At 35.5% G+C, this 19,733-nt stretch carries 19 protein-coding genes; 10 read left to right on the top strand and 9 right to left on the bottom strand.

Translation table 11 applies throughout. The features are described from left to right. Positions 1 to 28 precede the first annotated feature (28 nt). On the bottom strand, positions 29 to 730 hold the full coding sequence (gene flgH, locus CAV_RS03585) for a flagellar basal body L-ring protein FlgH (RefSeq protein ID WP_094325145.1): 702 nt from the start codon (positions 728 to 730) through the stop codon (positions 29 to 31). Positions 731 to 808: 78 nt separating this feature from the next. Here flgH and pta point away from each other — a divergent pair, with 78 nt between their 5' ends. Together pta and CAV_RS03575 are read left to right on the top strand one after the other, a co-directional pair. Then, complete coding sequence (gene pta / locus CAV_RS03580) at positions 809 to 2,287, top strand: phosphate acetyltransferase (protein ID WP_094752815.1); 1,479 nt, start codon at positions 809 to 811, stop codon at positions 2,285 to 2,287. A gap of 9 nt (positions 2,288 to 2,296) precedes the next feature. Continuing rightward, positions 2,297 to 3,481 carry an acetate kinase gene (locus CAV_RS03575; RefSeq protein ID WP_094752814.1) on the top strand — a complete coding sequence of 395 codons (1,185 nt, stop codon included), beginning with the start codon at positions 2,297 to 2,299 and terminating at the stop codon, positions 3,479 to 3,481. A gap of 179 nt (positions 3,482 to 3,660) precedes the next feature. On the opposite strand, the gene CAV_RS03570 is transcribed toward CAV_RS03575, so the two are convergent. The 7 genes from CAV_RS03570 to CAV_RS03540 form a co-directional block, all read right to left on the bottom strand. Then, entirely contained in the window at positions 3,661 to 4,194 is a 534-nt protein-coding gene (locus CAV_RS03570) for a HyaD/HybD family hydrogenase maturation endopeptidase (protein WP_094325142.1), read from the bottom strand. Beyond that, complete coding sequence (gene cybH / locus CAV_RS03565; RefSeq protein WP_390088850.1) at positions 4,191 to 4,874, bottom strand: Ni/Fe-hydrogenase, b-type cytochrome subunit; 684 nt, start codon at positions 4,872 to 4,874, stop codon at positions 4,191 to 4,193. Before cybH ends, CAV_RS03570 begins: the two co-directional genes overlap by 4 nt. A 23-nt stretch (positions 4,875 to 4,897) precedes the next feature. Further along, a complete protein-coding gene (locus tag CAV_RS03560) occupies positions 4,898 to 6,613 on the bottom strand; it encodes a nickel-dependent hydrogenase large subunit (protein ID WP_094325140.1) in 1,716 nt (571 codons plus the stop codon). Between the two features lie 3 nt (positions 6,614 to 6,616). Continuing rightward, positions 6,617 to 7,750: a hydrogenase small subunit gene (locus tag CAV_RS03555; protein WP_094325139.1), complete on the bottom strand. Its 1,134-nt coding sequence runs from the start codon at positions 7,748 to 7,750 to the stop codon at positions 6,617 to 6,619. 171 nt (positions 7,751 to 7,921) lie between these two features. Next, a complete protein-coding gene (locus CAV_RS03550; protein ID WP_094325138.1) occupies positions 7,922 to 9,271 on the bottom strand; it encodes a TolC family protein in 1,350 nt (449 codons plus the stop codon). Next, positions 9,271 to 11,196, bottom strand: a complete 1,926-nt coding sequence (locus CAV_RS03545) for an ABC transporter permease (protein ID WP_094325137.1) — start codon at positions 11,194 to 11,196, stop codon at positions 9,271 to 9,273. The genes CAV_RS03550 and CAV_RS03545 overlap by 1 nt, the downstream gene beginning before the upstream one ends. Beyond that, positions 11,193 to 12,518, bottom strand: a complete 1,326-nt coding sequence (locus tag CAV_RS03540) for an efflux RND transporter periplasmic adaptor subunit (protein WP_094325136.1) — start codon at positions 12,516 to 12,518, stop codon at positions 11,193 to 11,195. The genes CAV_RS03545 and CAV_RS03540 overlap by 4 nt, the downstream gene beginning before the upstream one ends. Before the next feature lie 20 nt (positions 12,519 to 12,538). Between CAV_RS03540 and CAV_RS03535 the strand changes: the two genes are divergently transcribed. From CAV_RS03535 to CAV_RS03500, 8 genes are all read left to right on the top strand, one after another. Then, complete coding sequence (locus tag CAV_RS03535) at positions 12,539 to 13,132, top strand: nitroreductase family protein (RefSeq protein WP_094325135.1); 594 nt, start codon at positions 12,539 to 12,541, stop codon at positions 13,130 to 13,132. Positions 13,133 to 13,213: 81 nt separating this feature from the next. Then, positions 13,214 to 13,627, top strand: a complete 414-nt coding sequence (gene ndk / locus CAV_RS03530; RefSeq protein WP_094325134.1) for a nucleoside-diphosphate kinase — start codon at positions 13,214 to 13,216, stop codon at positions 13,625 to 13,627. Beyond that, positions 13,628 to 13,987 (top strand): hypothetical protein, encoded by a 360-nt coding sequence (locus CAV_RS03525; RefSeq protein WP_094325133.1) that lies wholly within the window; start codon positions 13,628 to 13,630, stop codon positions 13,985 to 13,987. Positions 13,988 to 13,999: 12 nt separating this feature from the next. Continuing rightward, positions 14,000 to 14,146 carry a 50S ribosomal protein L32 gene (gene rpmF, locus CAV_RS03520; RefSeq protein WP_094325132.1) on the top strand — a complete coding sequence of 49 codons (147 nt, stop codon included), beginning with the start codon at positions 14,000 to 14,002 and terminating at the stop codon, positions 14,144 to 14,146. Then, positions 14,147 to 15,136: a phosphate acyltransferase PlsX gene (plsX, locus tag CAV_RS03515; RefSeq protein ID WP_094325131.1), complete on the top strand. Its 990-nt coding sequence runs from the start codon at positions 14,147 to 14,149 to the stop codon at positions 15,134 to 15,136. Further along, on the top strand, positions 15,126 to 16,112 hold the full coding sequence (locus tag CAV_RS03510; RefSeq protein ID WP_245807433.1) for a beta-ketoacyl-ACP synthase III: 987 nt from the start codon (positions 15,126 to 15,128) through the stop codon (positions 16,110 to 16,112). Before plsX ends, CAV_RS03510 begins: the two co-directional genes overlap by 11 nt. 11 nt (positions 16,113 to 16,123) lie before the next feature. Continuing rightward, positions 16,124 to 17,197 (top strand): flagellar biosynthesis protein FlhB, encoded by a 1,074-nt coding sequence (gene flhB, locus CAV_RS03505; protein WP_094325129.1) that lies wholly within the window; start codon positions 16,124 to 16,126, stop codon positions 17,195 to 17,197. A 139-nt stretch (positions 17,198 to 17,336) separates the two neighbouring features. Then, positions 17,337 to 18,248 (top strand): AEC family transporter, encoded by a 912-nt coding sequence (locus CAV_RS03500; RefSeq protein ID WP_094325128.1) that lies wholly within the window; start codon positions 17,337 to 17,339, stop codon positions 18,246 to 18,248. A 26-nt stretch (positions 18,249 to 18,274) separates the two neighbouring features. Here the strand turns inward: CAV_RS03500 and prpD are convergent, their stop codons facing one another. After that, positions 18,275 to 19,732, bottom strand: a complete 1,458-nt coding sequence (gene prpD, locus CAV_RS03495) for a 2-methylcitrate dehydratase (RefSeq protein WP_094325127.1) — start codon at positions 19,730 to 19,732, stop codon at positions 18,275 to 18,277. Position 19,733 lies beyond the last annotated feature (1 nt).

Genomic DNA, 19,733 nt, shown 5'->3' with positions numbered 1-19,733 from the left:
CTATGCCAAGGTGACATAGTTTTGTATTTTAGTAAGGCCAAATAGCTTCTAAGATACTAACACCCCAAGGTTTTTTGGTACTTCTTGCAACATCTCCTTCGGTTTTATATAAAATTTTAGCATCAGCTATGTAACGGCTGTCTATTGTATTGTCTTGACCTATGTCATAAGGCCTTATAACACCGCTTAATTGTATGGTTTGCTTTTCGCCATTTATCAAAAGCTCTCTTGAACCCTCTATGAAATAATTGCCATTAGGTAAAATTTTAATCACTCTAGTAGAAACGGTTGTGTTAAAGCTTTCGTTTCTACTATTAGAGCCTGTGCCTGTGTAATTTGTGCTTGAAGAGCTTTGCATGCCTATATTAGAATAATCGCTAATGGTATTTGCAATAGAGCTTAGCATTCCGCCAGCAGTAATAGTCGCGCCGCCTAAATTTGTATTATTTGTTCTTGAGGTACTTCTGTCAGCTGAAGTGCTTTGGCTTGTGTTTTCTTGTATTACAACAGTAACTAAGTCATTTACATTCATCGCCTTTTTATCTGAAAACAAAGGATTATCACCCTTACCAAAGAGCGAGCCAGGTGAAGTTTCTATATTATTGCTTTGCTTTGGGGCTAATTCCTCAACATAAGCTGGAGGAGCCATGCTGATTTGCGGTTCTATGCTGGCTGTACAAGCTGAAAAAACAAAAAGTAACAATAAGAGATAAAAATTTATCATTTTCATAATAAGCCGTCCTTGATGTGAAATCTTATGTTACAATTAAAGCAATTTAAGTTCCAAAATTTTTAAAGGAGGTAAAGTATGAGAACTTTGTACCTTGTAAGAGGAAAAGATGAAAATTTAAACTCAAAGCTAGCAAAGTCGCTCTTAGAAAATTTAAGCAAAAAGCACAAAAATCTTTGTATTTTCTGCCCTGTTAAAAGCAAGGATGATAGCTTGTTTGCCGAGCTTGACTCAAATTTTAAGCTTGAGACTGTTTTTGATGAGCAAGACGCTTTAAAAAGCTATGTTTGCGATGTGAGTTTGTTTACTCAAAAACTAATCGCTTCTTTTGAAGACCTGAAGCAAAAATATGATTTTGTATTTGTTCTTGGTCTTTTTAATTTCGGTTCTTTGGGAACTTTAGAACTTGATGTTAAATTTGCGAAGGATTTTAATAGTCCTATTTTTGCAATCAATCCTAACAAAGATAGCACTGTAAGCTTTTATCTTAAAGAAAAACTATGTGGCGCACCTTTTGTAGAACTTGATGAGAATTTCAACTCTCAAGATATAAAAGAAATACCACAATACGACTTTTTAACCCCTAGCCGCTTTTCTTATAAAAGCGTTAGCTTGGCCAAGGCTAAGAAAAAAACCGTTGTTTTACCAGAAAGCGATGATGAGAGAATTTTACAAGCTGCACATATTTTACTAGAACAAGACATAGTAAATTTGATACTGCTAGGAGATGAAAAAGAGATAAGAGAAAAAGAAAAAGAATTAAAGCTAAATTTAAGCAAGGCACAAATCATAAACAACAAAACATCAGAGCTAATAAAAAACTTTGCCACGAAGTTATATGAGGCTAGAAAGCATAAAGGAATGCAAGAAAATGAGGCTTTAGAGCTCATAAAGGATAGAACATATTTCGCAACTATGCTTGTGCATACGAAAAAGGCTGATGCAATGGTAAGCGGAGCCTCTACAACAACAGCTGAGACCATAAGACCGGCACTTCAGTTTGTGAAAACAAAAGAGGGTGTTAGCATAGTGTCTGGAATGTTTTTTATGCTCTTAGAAGACAGGGTTTTGGTTTTTGCCGACTGTGCCGTTGCTACAAACCCAAGTCCAGAACAAATAGCAGAGATAGCCTACTCAAGTGCTAAAACAGCACAGGCTTTTGACATAAAACCAAAGGTTGCCCTACTTTCGTATTCTACGGGAAATAGTGGAAGCGGAACAAGCGTAGATGCCACAAAAGAAGCCTTAAACATAGCAAAACAAAGATACAAAGACTTAGAAATCGACGGACCTTTGCAATTTGACGCTGCCATAGATGAAAAAACAGCAAAAAGCAAAATGCCTAACTCAACAGTGGCTGGCAAGGCAAATGTATTTATCTTTCCTGATTTAAATGCGGCAAATATATGCTATAAGGCGGTGCAAAGAACGGCTAAATCATTAGCTATAGGACCTATACTTCAGGGCTTAAATAAGCCTATAAATGATTTGAGTAGAGGTTGTTTAGTGGATGATGTGGTAAATACAGTTATATTAAGTGCTATACAAGCAGATTAAGGAGAAAAAATGAAAATTTTAGTTTTAAACTCAGGTTCATCATCAATCAAATTTAAGCTTTACAATGACGATAAGGCTGTGGCCTTAGGTTTGGTTGAAAAAATAGGAGAAAACACTTCAAAGGTAGAGCTTAAAAATTTAGGCACAGATGAAAAATTTATTAAAGAACAAGCCATAAAAAATCACGAGGAAGGTTTGGATTTGGTAAATGAGCTTTTTAAACAGTCTGGCTTGCTTGAGGATTTAAGCACTCTTGATGGTTGCGGACACAGAGTTGTGCAAGGTGGCCCAAATTTGATGAAACATTGCTTGGTAACTCAAGATGTTATCGATGAGATTGATAGAGTAAGTATAATGGCACCTCTTCACAATCCAGCACACCTAGCAGGTATAAAAACTATGGTCAAAAAAGCGCCAAAGGTTCCTAATGTAGTGGTATTTGATACGGCTTTTCACTCTACCATGCCAGATTATGCTTATATGTATGCTTTGCCTTATGAGTATTATGAAAAAGATAAAATTCGCAGATACGGCTTTCATGGCACATCGCATTCTTATGTAAGTAGAAAGGGTGCTGAATTTTTGGGCATTGATTATGCCAACTTTAATGCCATAACAGCTCACCTTAGAAACGGTGCCAGCATAAGTGCGATAGAAAATGGAAAATGCGTGGATACTTCCATGGGACTTACTCCGCTTGAAGGACTTATGATGGGAACTAGATGTGGGGATATAGACCCAGCCATAGTTCCTTATATACAAAAACTTAAGAATTTAAGTCCTGATGAAGTTGATACTGTGATGAATAAAAAGAGCGGATTTTTGGGAGTTTGTGGATATAACGATGTAAGAGATGTAGAAGCTCGTATTGAGAAAAACGACGCTAAGGCCAAACTAGCAAGCAAGATGTATAATTACCGCCTTGCTAAATACATAGGTTCGTATTTTGCTATCTTGCCAAGAACGGATGCTTTGATATTTACGGCTGGAGTTGGCGAAAACGCTATATCTGTTAGAAAAAATACTTGTGATTTAATTAAACATCTTGGTTTTGAAATAGATGAGGACTTAAACAACACAAGGTCAAAACTAACAGTCATATCAAAAGCTAGCTCAAAGGTAAAAATTTTAATCGTTCCAACAGATGAGGAATTTGAAATAGCAAATACTACAAAAGAAATAATATCTAAATAATTTACTGCCTTAATGGCGGTAAATTCATACTTTCAAATCTAAAAAGATATAAATATATTTATCAGCAAGAATTGATAAAAATTAAATTTAATAAATTTAAAACACTCAAAAAGCTTTAATTTAATAAATTTCCAAAGCAAAATCAAAGTTAAAAATATAAATTAAAATATAACTTTCACTTAGTTTTTATAAGATGAATTTGCTAAGTCCTGCAAAGAAAAATCAGCTATTTTTTCGCAAGAAAAGCCCTCTTTTTCAAGGTGTTTTATAACTGTGTCTATCATGATTTTAGAAGCATTTACAATCTCTTTTGAAAGCTCAAAGCTCATCTGTTCTATGCGTTTTGGAACGCAAGCAAGAATTTGAGTTTGAGGCAAGTCTCCTACAAGCTCCATATATTGCAAGGTTTGAAGCATTTCAACCTCGTGAGCGCTTCCGCTCCAAGATATTTTTTTAGGCATAGCATCATAAGGAAAGAAAAACACATCTCCTGCCTTAGCATCATCAGCATCTATGCAGTCTATGACTATCATCTTATCATACTGCGCTATGATGTAGCTAAGTTGCAAAGCCAAGGTTCCGCCATCCACAAAATCTATACTATGTTTATCACTTGTAAATTTGTAGTTTTTTTCTAGCTGTTTGCAAAGATGAACGCCTAAGCCCTCATCTGCAAACACTATATTACCAATGCCAAGAATTAGAAATTTCAACTATGAATACTCTCGTCTTCGTATTTGTATCCACTAACTATAGCATCGGTGGAGCCGTCTTTATTTTTGATAGAATTTAGAACAACTATATAAATATGTATAGGCACAAAGATAATCACAAACCAAGTAAATAACTTATGCCAAACTCTAACCTCAGCAAGCCCTCCAAACATATACTCAATAGGACTTAAAAAGGTCATTAACAAACCTCCTAGTCCATTATGGTAATTATGCATATAAAGTATAAGACCTGTTAAGATAAGTCCCACAAAAACAACATAAAGAACAAAATATGTTATGAACTGGATAGGATTATAAGCACCCTTTAAGTGAGGGTGATTTCCTATACAAAGGTAAAATTTAATTTGCTCTAACCAAATTTGTTTGTTTGAAAGGTCTTTTACGCTAGCTCTTTCTATCTTGCTTGTTTTGTCTGTAAAAAACAAATAAATTTTAAAGAGTATGCAAGCAATAAAGATAAAGCCAAAAATTTCGTGTGCGAAACGATATAAATTTTGCACCAATGTTTTTTCAACCGGATATTGAAAAACATAAGAAATATAAAAGCCTGTAAAGACCAAAATAACAATACTAATAGCCCTTATCCAGTGTGCAAGACGCAGTCCAAGGCTGAATTCATAGACTGCTACTCTTTTACCATCTTGGTTTTTCTTATAAATGGCTTTTTGCATTACAAATCCTTTTAAGAATTAAGGTTTATTTTGTATTCGCTCAAATTATTACCCTTAGTATCCATAACATGAACAGCACAAGCAATACAAGGATCGTAAGAATGTATCTTTCTAATAATCTCAAGCGGTTGCTTAACATCAGCTATCTTAAGTCCTATTAAACACTGTTCGTAGCTTCCTCCAACCCCTTTTGCGTCTTTTGGACTAGCATTCCAAGTAGATGGAACCACGGCTTGCCAATTTGCGATAACGCCATTTTCTATACGACACCAATGGCTTAACATACCTCTTGGAACATTGCCTATATATCTTCCTTTGTATGATTTGTTAGGGTCTATTTGGTATTTAGCACAAGTGCTTTCATCTATCTTTAAATTTTCAACCAAATTATTAAAGGCTTCAAAGGTTGCCTCGGCTATTATCTTAGCTTCTACACAACGAGTAGCGGTTCTACCTAGTGTGCTAAGAACAGCACTGATAGGAAGATTAGAATCTTTTAAGAACTGGTCTACCGCTGCTACAACTCTTTTATTACCCTTAGCGTAATTCACAGCTATGTTTGCTAAAGGCCCTACTTGCATAGGCTCGCCATTATATCTAGGTGCTTTTATCCAGCTATATTTTCCTTGGGTGTCAAAGGCTTTTGAGTGAACTAAATTTCCCTTGCCATCAATGGTATCAGCATCTACCAAGCCGGTGTAGTTTGGTTCTGTTTCGCCATCATAAGGGTGTAAAGGCTTGTCGTTTTTATACCAAGAATGCGTAGCTTCCTCAGTGATTAAGGCTTCATCCACTTCATAAACCTTGCTTAGGTCTCCATTTTTGATATAACCACTCTCAAACAACCACTCATTAGCACCTAATTGGAATTCCTTATAAGTAAGTAAATTTGGAACACCAACATCGTTTATAACACTTGCTTCGTTAGCATAGGCCTTACCAGCCATAATCAAGTCAGGATAATAAGCACGGTTAACAAAATCAGCAACCTCTTTTAATTTTTCCAAATACTCGCCCAATCTCGCAGGAGATAATAAATCCATAACACAAGTTACGCCACCAACAGTCAGGCTTTGAGGGTGAGGCTGCTTAGCACCGAAAATAGCCATAGCTTGAGCTATAATCCTTTGTACTCTTAAGCACTCAAGATAGTGTGAAAGTGCTATCAAATTTTGCTCAGGGCTTAGTCTATATGTAGGATGTCCGTAGTAAGCATTAGCAAAAGGCCCTAAATTTCCTTTATCAACGAAGGCTTTAACCTTTTTTTGAACCTCTAGCAACTTGTCAGCACCGGTTGCAAAAGGAACTTCTGTGTATTTGAAAGCCTCATCGCTTGCCTTCTTAACATCAGCACTTAAGGCGCTTACTATATCAACCCAATCAAGTGCGTGCAATTGATAAAAATGCACTATATGATCGTGCAAAAACAAGGCTGAATTCATCAATGTTCTAGTAAGGATAGCATTTAAAGGAGGTGTTATGCCTAATGCGTCCTCAACTGCGACAATACCGGCTTTATAGTGAGAAAAGGTACAAACGCCGCAAATTCTTTGTGTCAAAAAGCCTGCATCTCTTGGGTCGCGTCCTTTTACTATAGTTTCTATACCTCTCCAAAGCGTAGAGCCTGAATATGCTTCTTTTACAACATTATTTTCATCTACTATAACTTCAACTCTTAAGTGTCCTTCAATTCTAGTGATTGGATCTACTATAATTCTTTTTGTCATTTTTTATCCCTCTTTGTTCTTTTTCATTGAAGCTAAAGCAGCATGAGCAACGATAGCAACACCTGTTAAGCAAAGCACGCCTACGCCTATCTTATCAGCAAGCGCATCAGAACCATAACCAAAAGCAAGCGGTCTGCCATGCAATGGCTCCTCAAAAGGTCTCATAGTATCCCAGAAATTTGGCTCAGAACAACCTATGCAGCCGTGTCCAGCTTGTATAGGCCAAGATGTGTGAGAATTAAATCTTTCTTTTGAACAGTTATTAAAGGTGTAAGGCCCCTTACAGCCAACCTTATATAAACAATAACCATTTTTAGCACCCTCGTCGCCAAATGATTGCACAAATTCACCAGCGTCAAAATGCCCTCTTCTTTCGCACAAATCATGAATTCTCAAGCCATAAGCCCATTTTGGACGGTTATAAACATCAAGAGCAGGAGCTTCGTTGAACAATAAAAACTGAAGTATATTTCCAACTATGTTTTTCTCGCTAGGAGGACAGCCAGGGACATTGATTACAGTTTTATTTGTAACTGCACTAAGTGGCTTTGCGTTGCTAGGATTTGGATTAGCAGCTTGAATTCCGCCAAAAGACGAACAGGTTCCAATGGCCAAAATAGCCTTTGCATTATCACAGGCTTCTTTTGCGTGTTGATAACCGGTTTTGCCGTGCGGTCCTATGGTTAGGTAATTTTCAGTATCACCGGTAGGTATACCGCCCTCAACCATTAGAAAATAATTACCTTTGTGCTTTTTGATAGAGTCTTCTAAAATTTCTTCAGCTTGCCAACCAGAAGCCGCCATAACAGTTTCATGATACTCAAGCGAGATATGGTCAAATATCAAGCTATCTATTGTAGGAGTATCGCTTCTTAAAAGACTTTCAGAACAACCTGTACACTCGGCCATATGCAACCAAATAACAGGCACCCTATCAGCAAGCTCAGCAGCCCTTGCAACAAGAGGAGTAAAGGTAGAAGGTAAGGCCAAAAATGCGGTCATAGCACCCGCCCACTTCATAAAATCTCTCCTAGAAAAACCAGCTTCTTCCAAAGCCTTAGGTATAGATAGTTCAGGCTTTATGGAAGGCATTTGCTCTAGCTCATTTAAACGAGCTTCCATGTGTTGTAATGTCATAAATAACCTTTAATAATAAAGTATCTTTCGCTTATCATTATAATAGAAAAAGTGAGATTTTGCAACAAAAATATTAAAAAAAATTATTTTTTATATAAAATTGTATTACTATCTTGTGAATTTTTTACACAGCCAAAAGCAAGAAAAATAAGGCTTTATCTGTCTTAATTACTAAAAAGCAATTCTATCATTTGTGAATTTTGTGCTTGTGATTTTATAGTATAAATTCTGCGTCTTGAGCAAACTTAGCTTTTGTCTTAAGATTTCTTGATGAGAATTTATATAGTTATTTTGCGCATCTAAAAAGTCTTTAAGCTCTACCTTGCCGGCTTCATACTTTAACTGATAGGCATTTTTTATCCTTGCTTGTTTTTCATTGATTACTATAATATTTTCTAAAAGCTTTCCATAAAATTCATAATCCTTTTTGCAAAGTAAAAATTCATTTATGGCAGTTTGCAGGCTTTGCTCGTAGTTTAATTTTAGTTTTTCATATTCTAGGCTGGATAATTTTATATTTTTTTTAACTCTTGCATAGTCTAAAAATGGCAAAGAAAGTTCTGCAGAGCCGTTTAAAACCATCAATTTAAAACTATCATCAAATTTATTAGAAGTTCCTCTTAAATTTCCGCCCAAACTTATACTTGGAAAAATAGACTTTTCAAGTGCTGAAACATCCTTAAACGCAGCCTTTAAGGAATTCAAAGAAGACTGTATGTCGGGTCTGTTTTCAAGATAAGTAAGAGGTACATTGAAATTTAATTCCTTGCTTTGAAAATCACTAAATCTAAGCTTGTTTAAGTACTCTATCTCCTTAAATTCGCTTTTTGCACCTAGTAAATCTTTGAGATTTTTTATTATTAATTCTTTATTTTGCTCGTTACTTAATATGTTTTGCTTTGCGTTTAAAACAGACTGTTCTAAATTTAGCAAGTCAAGTTCTTCTATCTTGCCAAAATTGTATTTAATGGTATAAAGCTCCTTTGATAGCTCCAAATTCTTTAAATAATCATTAAGCAAGATTGAAACCTCGTTGAAATAAACAAGGTCAAAAACATAATCAACGCTTGAATTTACCAAGCTTAATTTCAAACTTTCAAGCTCATAAGCACTAGCATTTGCACTAAATTTAGCAGAATCAATCTCATCTCGTATCTTGCCATATATATCAAGCTCGTAACTTAAATTTAAAGCATTAGAAAAATTAAATCCCGCTTTTGTTCCGTTGTTTAAATTTCTAGAATTAGAAAGGCCTAAATTTCCGCTTAAGGTAGGATAAAGGTCTAAGTCAAGCAAATCATATCTAGTAACAGCACTTAATAAATTTAATCTTGCGACATTGATTTCTGAGTTATGTTTTAAAACCTTATCTACAAAGGAATTTAAATAAACATTTTCGTAAGTTTTCCACCAATTATCGTATAAAAAGGAAGTATCATTTAAACTCTTGCTAAAATCCTTTTCTTTCACAGAACAAGAAAGGAAAAATAAACTCAAAAATATAAAGAGCACTCTCATCATCATTCCTTTGATAAAGCGGTTATAGGATTTAAATTTGCAGCATTTTTTGCAGGGACAAAACCAAAGATTACGCCTATTAAAACAGAACTAAACAAACCGAGTAAAATAGCGCCGTAAGACATCACCATATAAGAACTAGTACTTATGTAATTAAAAGCAAAAAACACGCAAAAAGAAAGCAGCACGCCAAGCAAAGCACCTATTGAGCATATCATAATGGCTTCTATTAAAAACTGCATTAAGATATCCTCTCTCCTCGCGCCTATTGCCATTCTTATGCCTATTTCTCTTGTCCTTTCGCTAACTGAAACGAGCATTATATTCATAACGCCTATACCACCGACAATTAAAGATACCAAGGCTATGGAGGTTATTAAAATTGTCATGGTTTGCATATTTTCATTTATAGTTTGTCTAATCGCATCTGAATTTATAGTAAAAAAGTCCTTTTGTCCTCTTTTTATCTCTAAAATTCTTATTATTGCTTGTTCTGCTACATTAGGAGAGACATCATCAGCTACCTTGGTTACTATGTGATTTAAGAGCCTATCTCCTGTTATTTTATTCATCATGGTTGTGTAAGGTATATAAAGTCTTACCGTTACATCTTCGGCTCGGCGGTTTGCATCCTTTTTTAAGACACCTATTACAACAAAGGGTTGGGAATTAAATATTACTGTTTTGCCTATTATATCATTTACATTAAAGCCTTCAAAAAGCCCGTTGCGTCCGTTGTAATCAAGCACTACCACATTAGCATTTTCCCTTATATCGGCCTCGCTTAACACCCTACCTGCCTCAAGCTCTAAGCCTTTTATCTTTATCTCATTTATACCAACGCCCTCGCCCCTGGCATTTAAGGATATATTTTTGTAAGTTGCTATGCCTGATGAATTTACCCTAGCTTCCACAGCTTCAAGTTGAGGCAGGGTTCTTAAGGTGCGTAAATCGCTCACATTTAGCCAGGTTCTACCTGAGCGAATATCTCCAAAACCACGTCCTGGATGCACTTCTATGGTATTTGTGCCAAGTCTTGATATAGAGGCTAGAATTTGTTCTTGAGAACCCTTGCCAAGCGCTACCACAATTACAACAGAAGCTATTCCTATGATAATGCCAAGCATGGTTAAGATAGAGCGAAGTTTATGTGCTATGATAGATGAAAAGGCTATTTTAAAACATTCAAAGAGTTGATTTTTAAGCAAGGTGTAGCTTTTTATCTCTAATGGCATTTTTTCTAAATTTACAGGCTTTGTTTCAAATTTAGCCTTACTGTCGCTTAAAATTTCGCCATCTTTGATTTCAATAATCCTATTTGCCTGCTGTGCTATACTTCTATCATGAGTTACTAAAACTATGGTGTGGCCTGCTTTATTTAACTCTTTTAAAATTTCTAAAACCATAACACCGCTTTTGCTATCAAGTGCTCCGGTTGGCTCATCAGCTAAGATTAAATCGCCACCATTCATCAAAGCCCTTGCTATACTTACTCTTTGTTGCTGTCCTCCGCTTAATTCATTTGGTTTTGACTCAAATTTCAAAGAAAGCTCTAAATCACTTAAAAGCTTTTTAGCTCTTTCATTTCTAACTTCGGTTTTTTCACCAGCATACACGGCAGGCAAGGCTACATTTTCCCTGGCATTTAGTAGAGTTAAAAGATTGTATCTTTGAAAGATAAAGCCTATATTTTCCCTTCTAAGCCTTGCTTTTTCGTCCTTATCAAGCTTTGTAACCTCGTATTTGTCAAAGATATATGAGCCTGAGCTTATCTCATCAAGCGTACCTATGATATTTAAAAGCGAGGTTTTCCCAGAGCCACTTTGGCCTATAATAGCTACAAATTCACCCCTTTGTATCTCTAGGCTTACATTTTTTAAAATTTCATTTTGCCCTATGTTTTTGCAAATGTTTTTTAGTATTATCATCTAGCTCTCGCGTAAGGAGACAGTGATGAGGAGCTTTTTGTATTCGTATCTGCTATGATTAACATATCGTTTTCGTTTAGCCCGTCCAAAATTTGCGTGTTTATATTGTCTTTTATACCAAGTTTAAGGTATTTTTTACGCACAGTATCACCCTCTAAAACTTCTGCAAAATAACCCTCACTATCGCTTTTTATGGTGTAGGTAGGGATTGCTATAACATTTTTAGCACTTGCTGTTACAATCTCATTTTCTGTGCTCATTCCTATGCGTAAAAAATTATTTTCATTTTTGACAAAGAATTTAGCATAGTAATAAATCGCACTTGATGTCGAACTTGAGCTTGAGCTTGCTGAGCTGGAACTTGTAGCATCACTTGTTGAGGTATCTGCAGGGTCTATACTTGCAATCTTAGCTTCAAATTGAGTATCTGGGTCACTTAAAATAGCAAATTTAACGCTTTCTGCAAGCTCGATTTTATTTACATCAGCTTCAGCTATTTCCATGCGAACTTCCATTTCGTCTAAATTTGCTATGCGAACTATGGTTGGGGTGTTTTGATTAGCATTCACAGTTTGCCCCTCATCAACCGCTACATTTATTATAACTCCGTCCATTGGTGCTCGTATAACCGTGTAGCCCAAATCTTTTTCAGCATTTTTAAGCGTGATTTCAAGCTGAACAACTTGTGCCTTAAGTTCTGCCACATTTGCCTTTAGTGTGTAGTAGTTATTTTTAAGGGTTTCAAGCAGTTCCAAAGAAGTTGCCTTTTTATCGTATAAGCTTTGCTCTCTTTCGTACTGTTTAGTAGCGATTTCTAGGGCAACCTCTTTGCTTTCTAAATTCGCCTTAGCACTTTCAAGCTGTGCTTTGTAGATATTTAAATCATTTTCTTGTTTATCTTTATCAATTTGAGCTATCAAATCCCCTTCCTTTACCTTATCTCCTATATCTACATAAAGCTTTATGATTTGACCGCTAACTTGCGCACCCACATCGACTTGTTCTTTTGCATAAACCTTACCTATGGCTTCTATGCTTTGGTAAATGTCCATTCTAGAAACTGCTTGGGTTACAAAATTCGTTTGTTTATTTTTAGGATAAAAAACATAGCAAATTAAAAGCAAAATTAAAATAAAAACAATAAATATTATCTTTTTCTTTCTTCTAATTTTTGACAAAAAAGACAGAGCAAGATTTTTAAAATCTATCTTAGACAAAGCTATTTCCTTGTTTTGATTTGACTTGCTTATTATAGTAACAAAAAGTGAATTTAAGATAAATTCCACTAAGTCTAGCAAGCTTAAGATGATATAATAAAGCATTTTCTTTTGAAAGGATTTTTATGAATATATTTGAAAAACGTTTTTCTTGCAGGGAATTTTTAGATAAACAAATCGACGCAGATGATTTTAGGAAAATTTTAGAAGCAACCAGACTTTCTCCAAGTTCTTTGGGGCTTGAGCCATGGAAATTCATAGCTACACAAGATAAAAACAAGATAAAAGAACTAGGCGTAATTGCCAATAATCAAGTCCATGTAAGCTCTGCGGCTGCTTTGATAATCATAGTTTCAAGATATGACTTTGCTGTGTATTTTGAGGAAAAGCTTAGACAAAGAGCTATGCCAAAAGAGGAGATAGAAAAAAGGATAAAAACTTACAAGCCTTTTTTAGAGGGTATGAGCTTTGAAGAGAAAAAATCCTACTCAAAACAGCAAGCCTACCTAGCACTTGCTAGCATTTTATACGCTGCTACTGCTTTAAATTTAGGCTCTTGTGCCATAGGTGGCTTTTGCCAACAAGACCTAGATAAATATTTAGGTCTTGATACAGGAAAAGAACAAGCCACAGTTATGGTGGCACTAGGACATAAAGACGAGGCTAAGACAAGCGAAAAAGCTCGTTTTAGCTTTGATGAAGTGGTGAAATTTATATAGTTTCTCCCAAATTTATGGCTTTTTAAGTTTGTTTAAAGAAAAAATGATAGAATTATAGCTTTAATTTTTAAGGAGGGTATTTTGGAAAGGACGCTTTCTATAATCAAACCAGACGCTGTTAAAAAGCAAGTAATTGGCAAAATTTTAGATAGATTTGAGAGTAACGGTCTAAGGATAGCAGCCCTAAAAAAACTTCAATTAAGCAAAGAACAAGCACAAAAATTTTATGAAATTCACAAAGATAGACCATTTTATAACGATCTTGTGAATTTTATGATAAGCGGACCGGTGGTGGTTTCTGTGCTTGAGGGTGAAAATGCAGTGCTTAAAAATAGAGATTTAATGGGTGCTACAAATCCAAAAGAAGCCAAAAAAGGAACAATAAGAGCTGATTTTGCCGAAAACATAGACGCAAATGCAGTTCACGGAAGCGACAGCTTAGAAAATGCGAAAATAGAAATAGAATTCTTTTTCAAGGCTGATGAGCTTAACTAGATGAAAATTCATTTCTCTAGGATTAGCAAAACTCCATATACATTTGACTTAAGCCTTGACGGTGTAGCTTTTAGTGGCTCTTGCGTTAAAGAATCTAGCAAATTTGCTAAGCTTAATATGTGTATGAAAGGTTCTAAGGATATAATTTGCGATTCTTGCGGAGATGACTTAAGGCTTAATATAGACGAAAATATAGAGCTTTTATTAAGCGATGGTGAATTTAAGGACAGCGGAGGTTCTTTAAAGGATATAGTTGAATTTTATGATGGCTATATAGATTTTACAGAACTTTGTGAAGGGGAGCTTGAAGCATTTTTAAGTTCCTATTTTTACTGCGAAAATTGTAAAGAAAAACAATGAAAGGAGAATAAAATGGCAGTTCCAAAGAGAAGAGTTAGCAAAACTCGTGCAGCAAAGAGAAGAACTCATTACAAAATAACTCTTGTAAGACCTGTTAGGGATAAGGACGGCACATATAAAATACCACACAGAGTTAATCCCTTAACTAAGGAATACTAAATGATAAGCATTGCCGTAGATGCAATGGGTGGTGATTTTGGCGAAAAACCGATAATAGACGGTGTTTTGCAAGCACTTGAGGAAAACAAGTCCTTTAATGTGGTTTTAGTAGGCGATGAAAATCTTTTAAAGCCACTGATACCTGAGCATCTAAAGCAATTTGTAAGTTATGAACACTGCAAATTAGTCTTTCCTATGGATGAGAGTGCCACAGAAGCACTTAAATACAAAGAAAGCACCATATACAAAGCTATAGATTTACTCAGAGAAAAAAAAGTACAAGCTGTTCTTTCCGCAGGACATAGCGGTGCTACCATGTCTTTAGCTACACTTAGGGTTGGTAGATTAAAAAATGTCCTAAGACCGGCAATAGCTACCTTAATGCCTAATATAAACGATAAAACCTTATTTTTAGATGTTGGAGCAAATACAGACTGCAAAAGTGAGCATTTATTTCAATTTGCCGTTATGGGTGAGGCTTATGCAAAAGAGCTGATGAATATTAGCAAACCAAGAGTGGCTCTACTATCAAATGGCGAAGAGGATAGCAAGGGAAATGAATTAACAAAAGAAAGTCATAAACTCTTAAAAAAGCTACCAAATTTCGTTGGAAATGCCGAAGGTAGAGATATTTTTAATGGAAAAATAGATGTTTTAGTCTGTGATGGTTTTAGCGGAAATATTATACTAAAGGCTTGTGAGGGTGTTGCTACTGCTATTTTTTCTATGCTAAAAGATAAAACTAAGAAATCTAAGATAGCATTGCTTGGCGCTATGTTGATGAAGCCTGTTTTTAAAAGCTTGAAAAAGCATATAGATTGGCAAGAATACGGCGGTGCTCCTTTACTAGGAATAAAGGGCTGCGTTATAATAAGTCACGGAAAAAGCGACTCAAGAGCTATAAAAAATGCCATATTTCAAGCCTTGAAATTTAGCAAATCAAACATTTATCAAGTCATAGAAAGCGAGTTAGAGAATTTTGAAAAATAAAGCTTCGATAAAAAGCATAGCAGCTTATGTACCAAATAAAATTTTAGACAATAAAGACTTAGAGAAATTCCTAGATACTGATGATGAATGGATTAGCAAAAGAACAGGAATTAAAGAAAGACGCATAGCAGAGGATGATGAAAAAACTAGCGACCTAGGAACTAAAGCTGCAATACTAGCCATACAAAGAGCTGGCCTAGAAGCTAAGGATATAGACGCTATCATAGTGGCTACCTTAAGTCCTGATTATTTCACCATGCCTTCAACGGCCTGTAAAATAGCTGCAAATTTAGGATTAAAAGACATCACAGCATTTGATATTTCAGCAGCTTGTTCTGGCTTTATATACTTACTTGAACTTGCCAAATCCTTTATAGAAAGCTCTCTTAAGAAAAATGTTTTAATAATAGGTGCTGAAAAAGCAAGCTCTGTGATGGATTACAACGATAGGGGTGTTTGTATTTTGTTTGGCGACGGTGCAGGAGCTTGTGTAGTTAGTGCTGATAATGATTTTCCTATCATAGATGTTCATACGGCAAGTGATGGGAGTTATTCTGATTTACTCATGATACAAAGGTCTCAAAAAGCTGATGTAAAAATGCCTCTGGCCATGCAAATGAAAGGCAATGAGGTATTTAAAGTTGCAGTGCAAACCCTGCAAAACGACGCTATTAATATATTAAAAAAGAACAATTTAAGCAAAGATGATATAGATTTGTTTATACCGCATCAAGCAAATTTAAGGATTATCAAAGCCGTACAGGAAAAACTTGGCTTAGATGATAAAAAATGTATTTTAACAGTGCAAAAATTTGGCAATACCTCCGCTGCTTCTATACCTATGGCCATGAATGAAGCTTATGAAAATAACATCTTAAAAAGAGGAAATATAATCTTACTAGATGCCTTTGGCGGGGGCTTTGTTTGGGGTTCTGCCTTGCTTAAATTTGGCGGTAAGAATTATAGCGACTTATAAAGGGCTAGCAAATGGCTGCTGATGACCAAGAAAAAACAGAAGAAGCCACCTCCAAAAAAATAGAAGATGCAAGACGCGAAGGAAATGTTCCTAAGTCTCAGGATTTAGCCGCTGTAGTTACGCTTGTTGTTGGCGTTGTTGTGGTTTTGTTTTTAATAGGCTATCTTTCTGAGCGAATTATGAACTTATACAGATACTACCAAAGCTTTATAGGCGTTGAGTTAGACCTTAAAATTCTACAAGCAATAACCATAAAAACAATGTTTGAGCTAATCATAATGCTTTTACCAATAGTTTTAAGCATTATGGTAGCAGGTGTTATAGGAAATTTAATGCAATTTGGCTTTATTTTCACAACAAAACCAATCACGCCGAATTTATCCAAAATAGACCCCATAAAGGGTTTAAAGAATTTATTTTCCATGAAAAAAGCCGTGGATTCTATAAAAATCACTCTAAAAGTCGGCGTAGTTTTTAGTATAGCCTTTGTGTTTTTACTGCAGTTTATGACGGAGCTGCCAAAGGTAGAACTTTACGATGTAGTATCTCAGCTAGTATGGCTTAAAGAAAAGGCCATCATACTAGCAGCTATCGTTATCATCGCCTTTATATTTATAGGGATTATAGATATTTTCTTGGTTAGGTTTCAGTATTTTAAGTCCTTAAGGATGAGCAAGCAAGAAATTAAAGATGAGTATAAACAAATGGAGGGAGACCCGCAGGTAAAGGGTAGAATTCGCAGAATGCAAATGGAAGCTGCAAGAAGAAGGATGGTTCAAGATGTGGCACAGGCCGATGTTGTAATCACAAACCCTACCCATTATGCAATAGCCTTAAGATACGATAGCTCAAAGGAAGCTGCACCTAGGATAATGGCTAAGGGGGTTGATTTCTTAGCACTTAGAATTAAAGAAGTTGCATATGAAAATGAAGTTTTGGTGTATGAAAATCCTCCACTAGCAAGAGAGCTTTACAAGCTTTGCGATGTAGGAGATATGATACCTAGGGAGCTTTTTGAAGCCGTGGCTGAGGTTCTTAGCTTCGTTTATGCTTCAAATAAGAAAAAATTTAAAAACAAACACTAAAGTGAATTCAAGCAACCATCGCAATGCACGCTTTAAAAATCCTTTGCTTAAAACCTGTATAAACAATGGTATTTTTAAGAAAAAATTTATGAATTTAGCCTAATTTTGCTAAACTAAGCTTAAAATTTTAAGGTTTATTATGTTTATTTTTATGCCTTTATTTAGTATCTTTGTCTTTCTTGCTGGGGGTTATCTTGCAAAAAGTGTGAAAATTTTAAAACCAAAACAAGCTAGAACCTTTTTAGACTTTGCCGTAATCTTTGCCCTGCCTTGCTTGATATTTGATAAAATCTATCATTTAAATCTTGATTTTTCTTTGATTTTTATAGTATTTATGGGGCTTTTTAGCTCTGTATTTTCATCCTTTGTAGCTGTCTTGCTTGGTAAAATTTTTTCTTTTTCTAAAAATACCATAGTCAGTATGTTTTTACTTTCTTGTTTTGGAAATACTATATTTATAGGTGTGCCAATAATTTCAGAGCTTTTTAAAGACCCTCAGCATAGCGGCGAAGCTATCTTTTATGACGCTATAGCAACCACCATAGCTATTTCTTTGTTTGGAGCCTTTATACTCTCTTTTGCGAGCGATAAAAAGATAAATTTTAAGGATAATCTCAAAAAGATAGCGACTTTTCCACCTTTTTTAGCCCTTGTGCTAGGACTTGTTTTAAAGGTTTTTTCTTTGCCTGAGTTTATCTTTGAGCCGCTTCGTTTATTTGGTGCTTGTGCTACTCCACTAGCGCTTTTTGCCATAGGTTTAAGCCTTGCTTTTAGTGCTATAAAATCCTCTTACAAAGCAACTATAATAGTAATCTTTGCTAAGATGATTTTAACGCCCCTTGTTTTTATCATCTTGCTTAAAATTTTTTCCCTAGATTTAACAGCTTCTAGCATAGTAGCCATTATAGAAAGCGCAACCCCTACTATGACCTTAGCAGGAGCTATGATAATGAAGGCTAAGCTAGATTCAAACTTAGCAGTAAGCGTTATAGCCTTTGGAATTTTATTTTCCTTTATCTCTATGCCTAGCCTAGTTTTTATACTAATGTAAAAGCACTTTTAAAAGTGCTTTTTTCTTTAGCCAAGCCAAAATAAATCAGAAAATTCATTAAAATTCATATCCTCTAATCTTTTTTGATCCTCGCAAATTTTACTTATCTTTTCACATTGTTTTGGGCTTAGTCTTGTGGCTAGATTAGCCTTAAATTTAGCAAGTAAAACAGGCACACCCTCACTTCTTCTTCTTTTATGTCCTATTGGGTATTCAACCTCTATTTTTTGGGTTTTAGAGCCATCTTTAAAGAAAACTTGAACTGCATTTGCTATGCTTCTTTTATCGCTTTGTAAATACTCTTTTGTATATCTATCATCTACTTCAACCACCATTTTTGCTCTTAAAGAATCTATCCTGCTATCTTTTGCTACCTCATCTTCATAATCATCAGCCACAAGGCGTCCAAAGATAAGAGGCACCGCCACCATATACTGGATACAATGATCTCTATCAGCTGGATTTGCCAGCTCTCCTACCTTATTTATTATCCTATGTCCTGATTCTTGCGTTGTGATAACTATCTTTTCTATCTCATCAAGCCTATCTTTAACTTCATTATGTAGTTTTAATGCAGCTTCTACCGCTGTTTGAGCGTGAAATTCAGCTGGAAAAGAAATTTTAAATAAAATATTTTCCATAACATAAGAGCCAAATTCTTGTGCTACAACTAGCTTTTGTCCCTTCATCTTCACATCTTCATAGCCCCAAAATTTAGCACTTAAAGCTGATGGATAGCCCATTTCACCACTTCTTGCCTTAAGGGCTAAATCAACGCCCCTACTTGAGGCATCTCCTGCAGCCCAACTCTTTCTACTACCTGTATTTGGTGCGTGACGATATGTTCTTAAAGCTCCTCCGTCTATAAAAGCATTTGAAAGAGCATTTCTAATCTCTTCAAAATCACAGCCCAAAAGCTTAGCAGCCACAGCCGTGCTAGCTATCCTAACCAGTAAAACATGGTCAAGCCCTACTTTATTAAAACAATTTTCAAGAGCTAAGACGCCTTGAATTTCATGTGCCTTTATCATAGCCTTTAAAACACAAGAAACCTTTAAAGGCTCTTTGCCCTGACTTATGTTTTTTCTACTTACATAATCAGCCACAGCCCAAATCGCACCCAAATTATCGCTTGGATGTCCCCACTCAGCCGCAAGCCAAGTATCGTTAAAATCAAGCCACCTAACCATAGCTCCCACATTAAAAGCAGCTCTTATAGGCTCTAGCTGATAAGAAGTGCCCGGTATCTTTGCACCAAGAGGTCTAAACTCAGCTCCTTCTACACTAGGTCCTAAAAGCTTAGTGCAAGCTGGATACTTAAGTGCTAAAAGTCCACAACCTATGGTATCCATAAGACAATATCTAGCCGTTTCTAAGGCTAAATCACTTTTTATCTCATATTCATCTACATATCTTGCAATCTTGCTTAAAAGCTCGTCAAATTCAGGTCTTTTTGCCTCTAAAATTCCCATATCATTACTCATT

This window comes from Campylobacter avium LMG 24591 (assembly GCF_002238335.1).
Classification (GTDB): Bacteria; Campylobacterota; Campylobacteria; order Campylobacterales; family Campylobacteraceae; genus Campylobacter_D; species Campylobacter_D avium.
The sequence above is the reverse complement of the archived record's forward strand: the minus strand, read 5'-3'. Positions and strand labels throughout refer to the sequence as shown.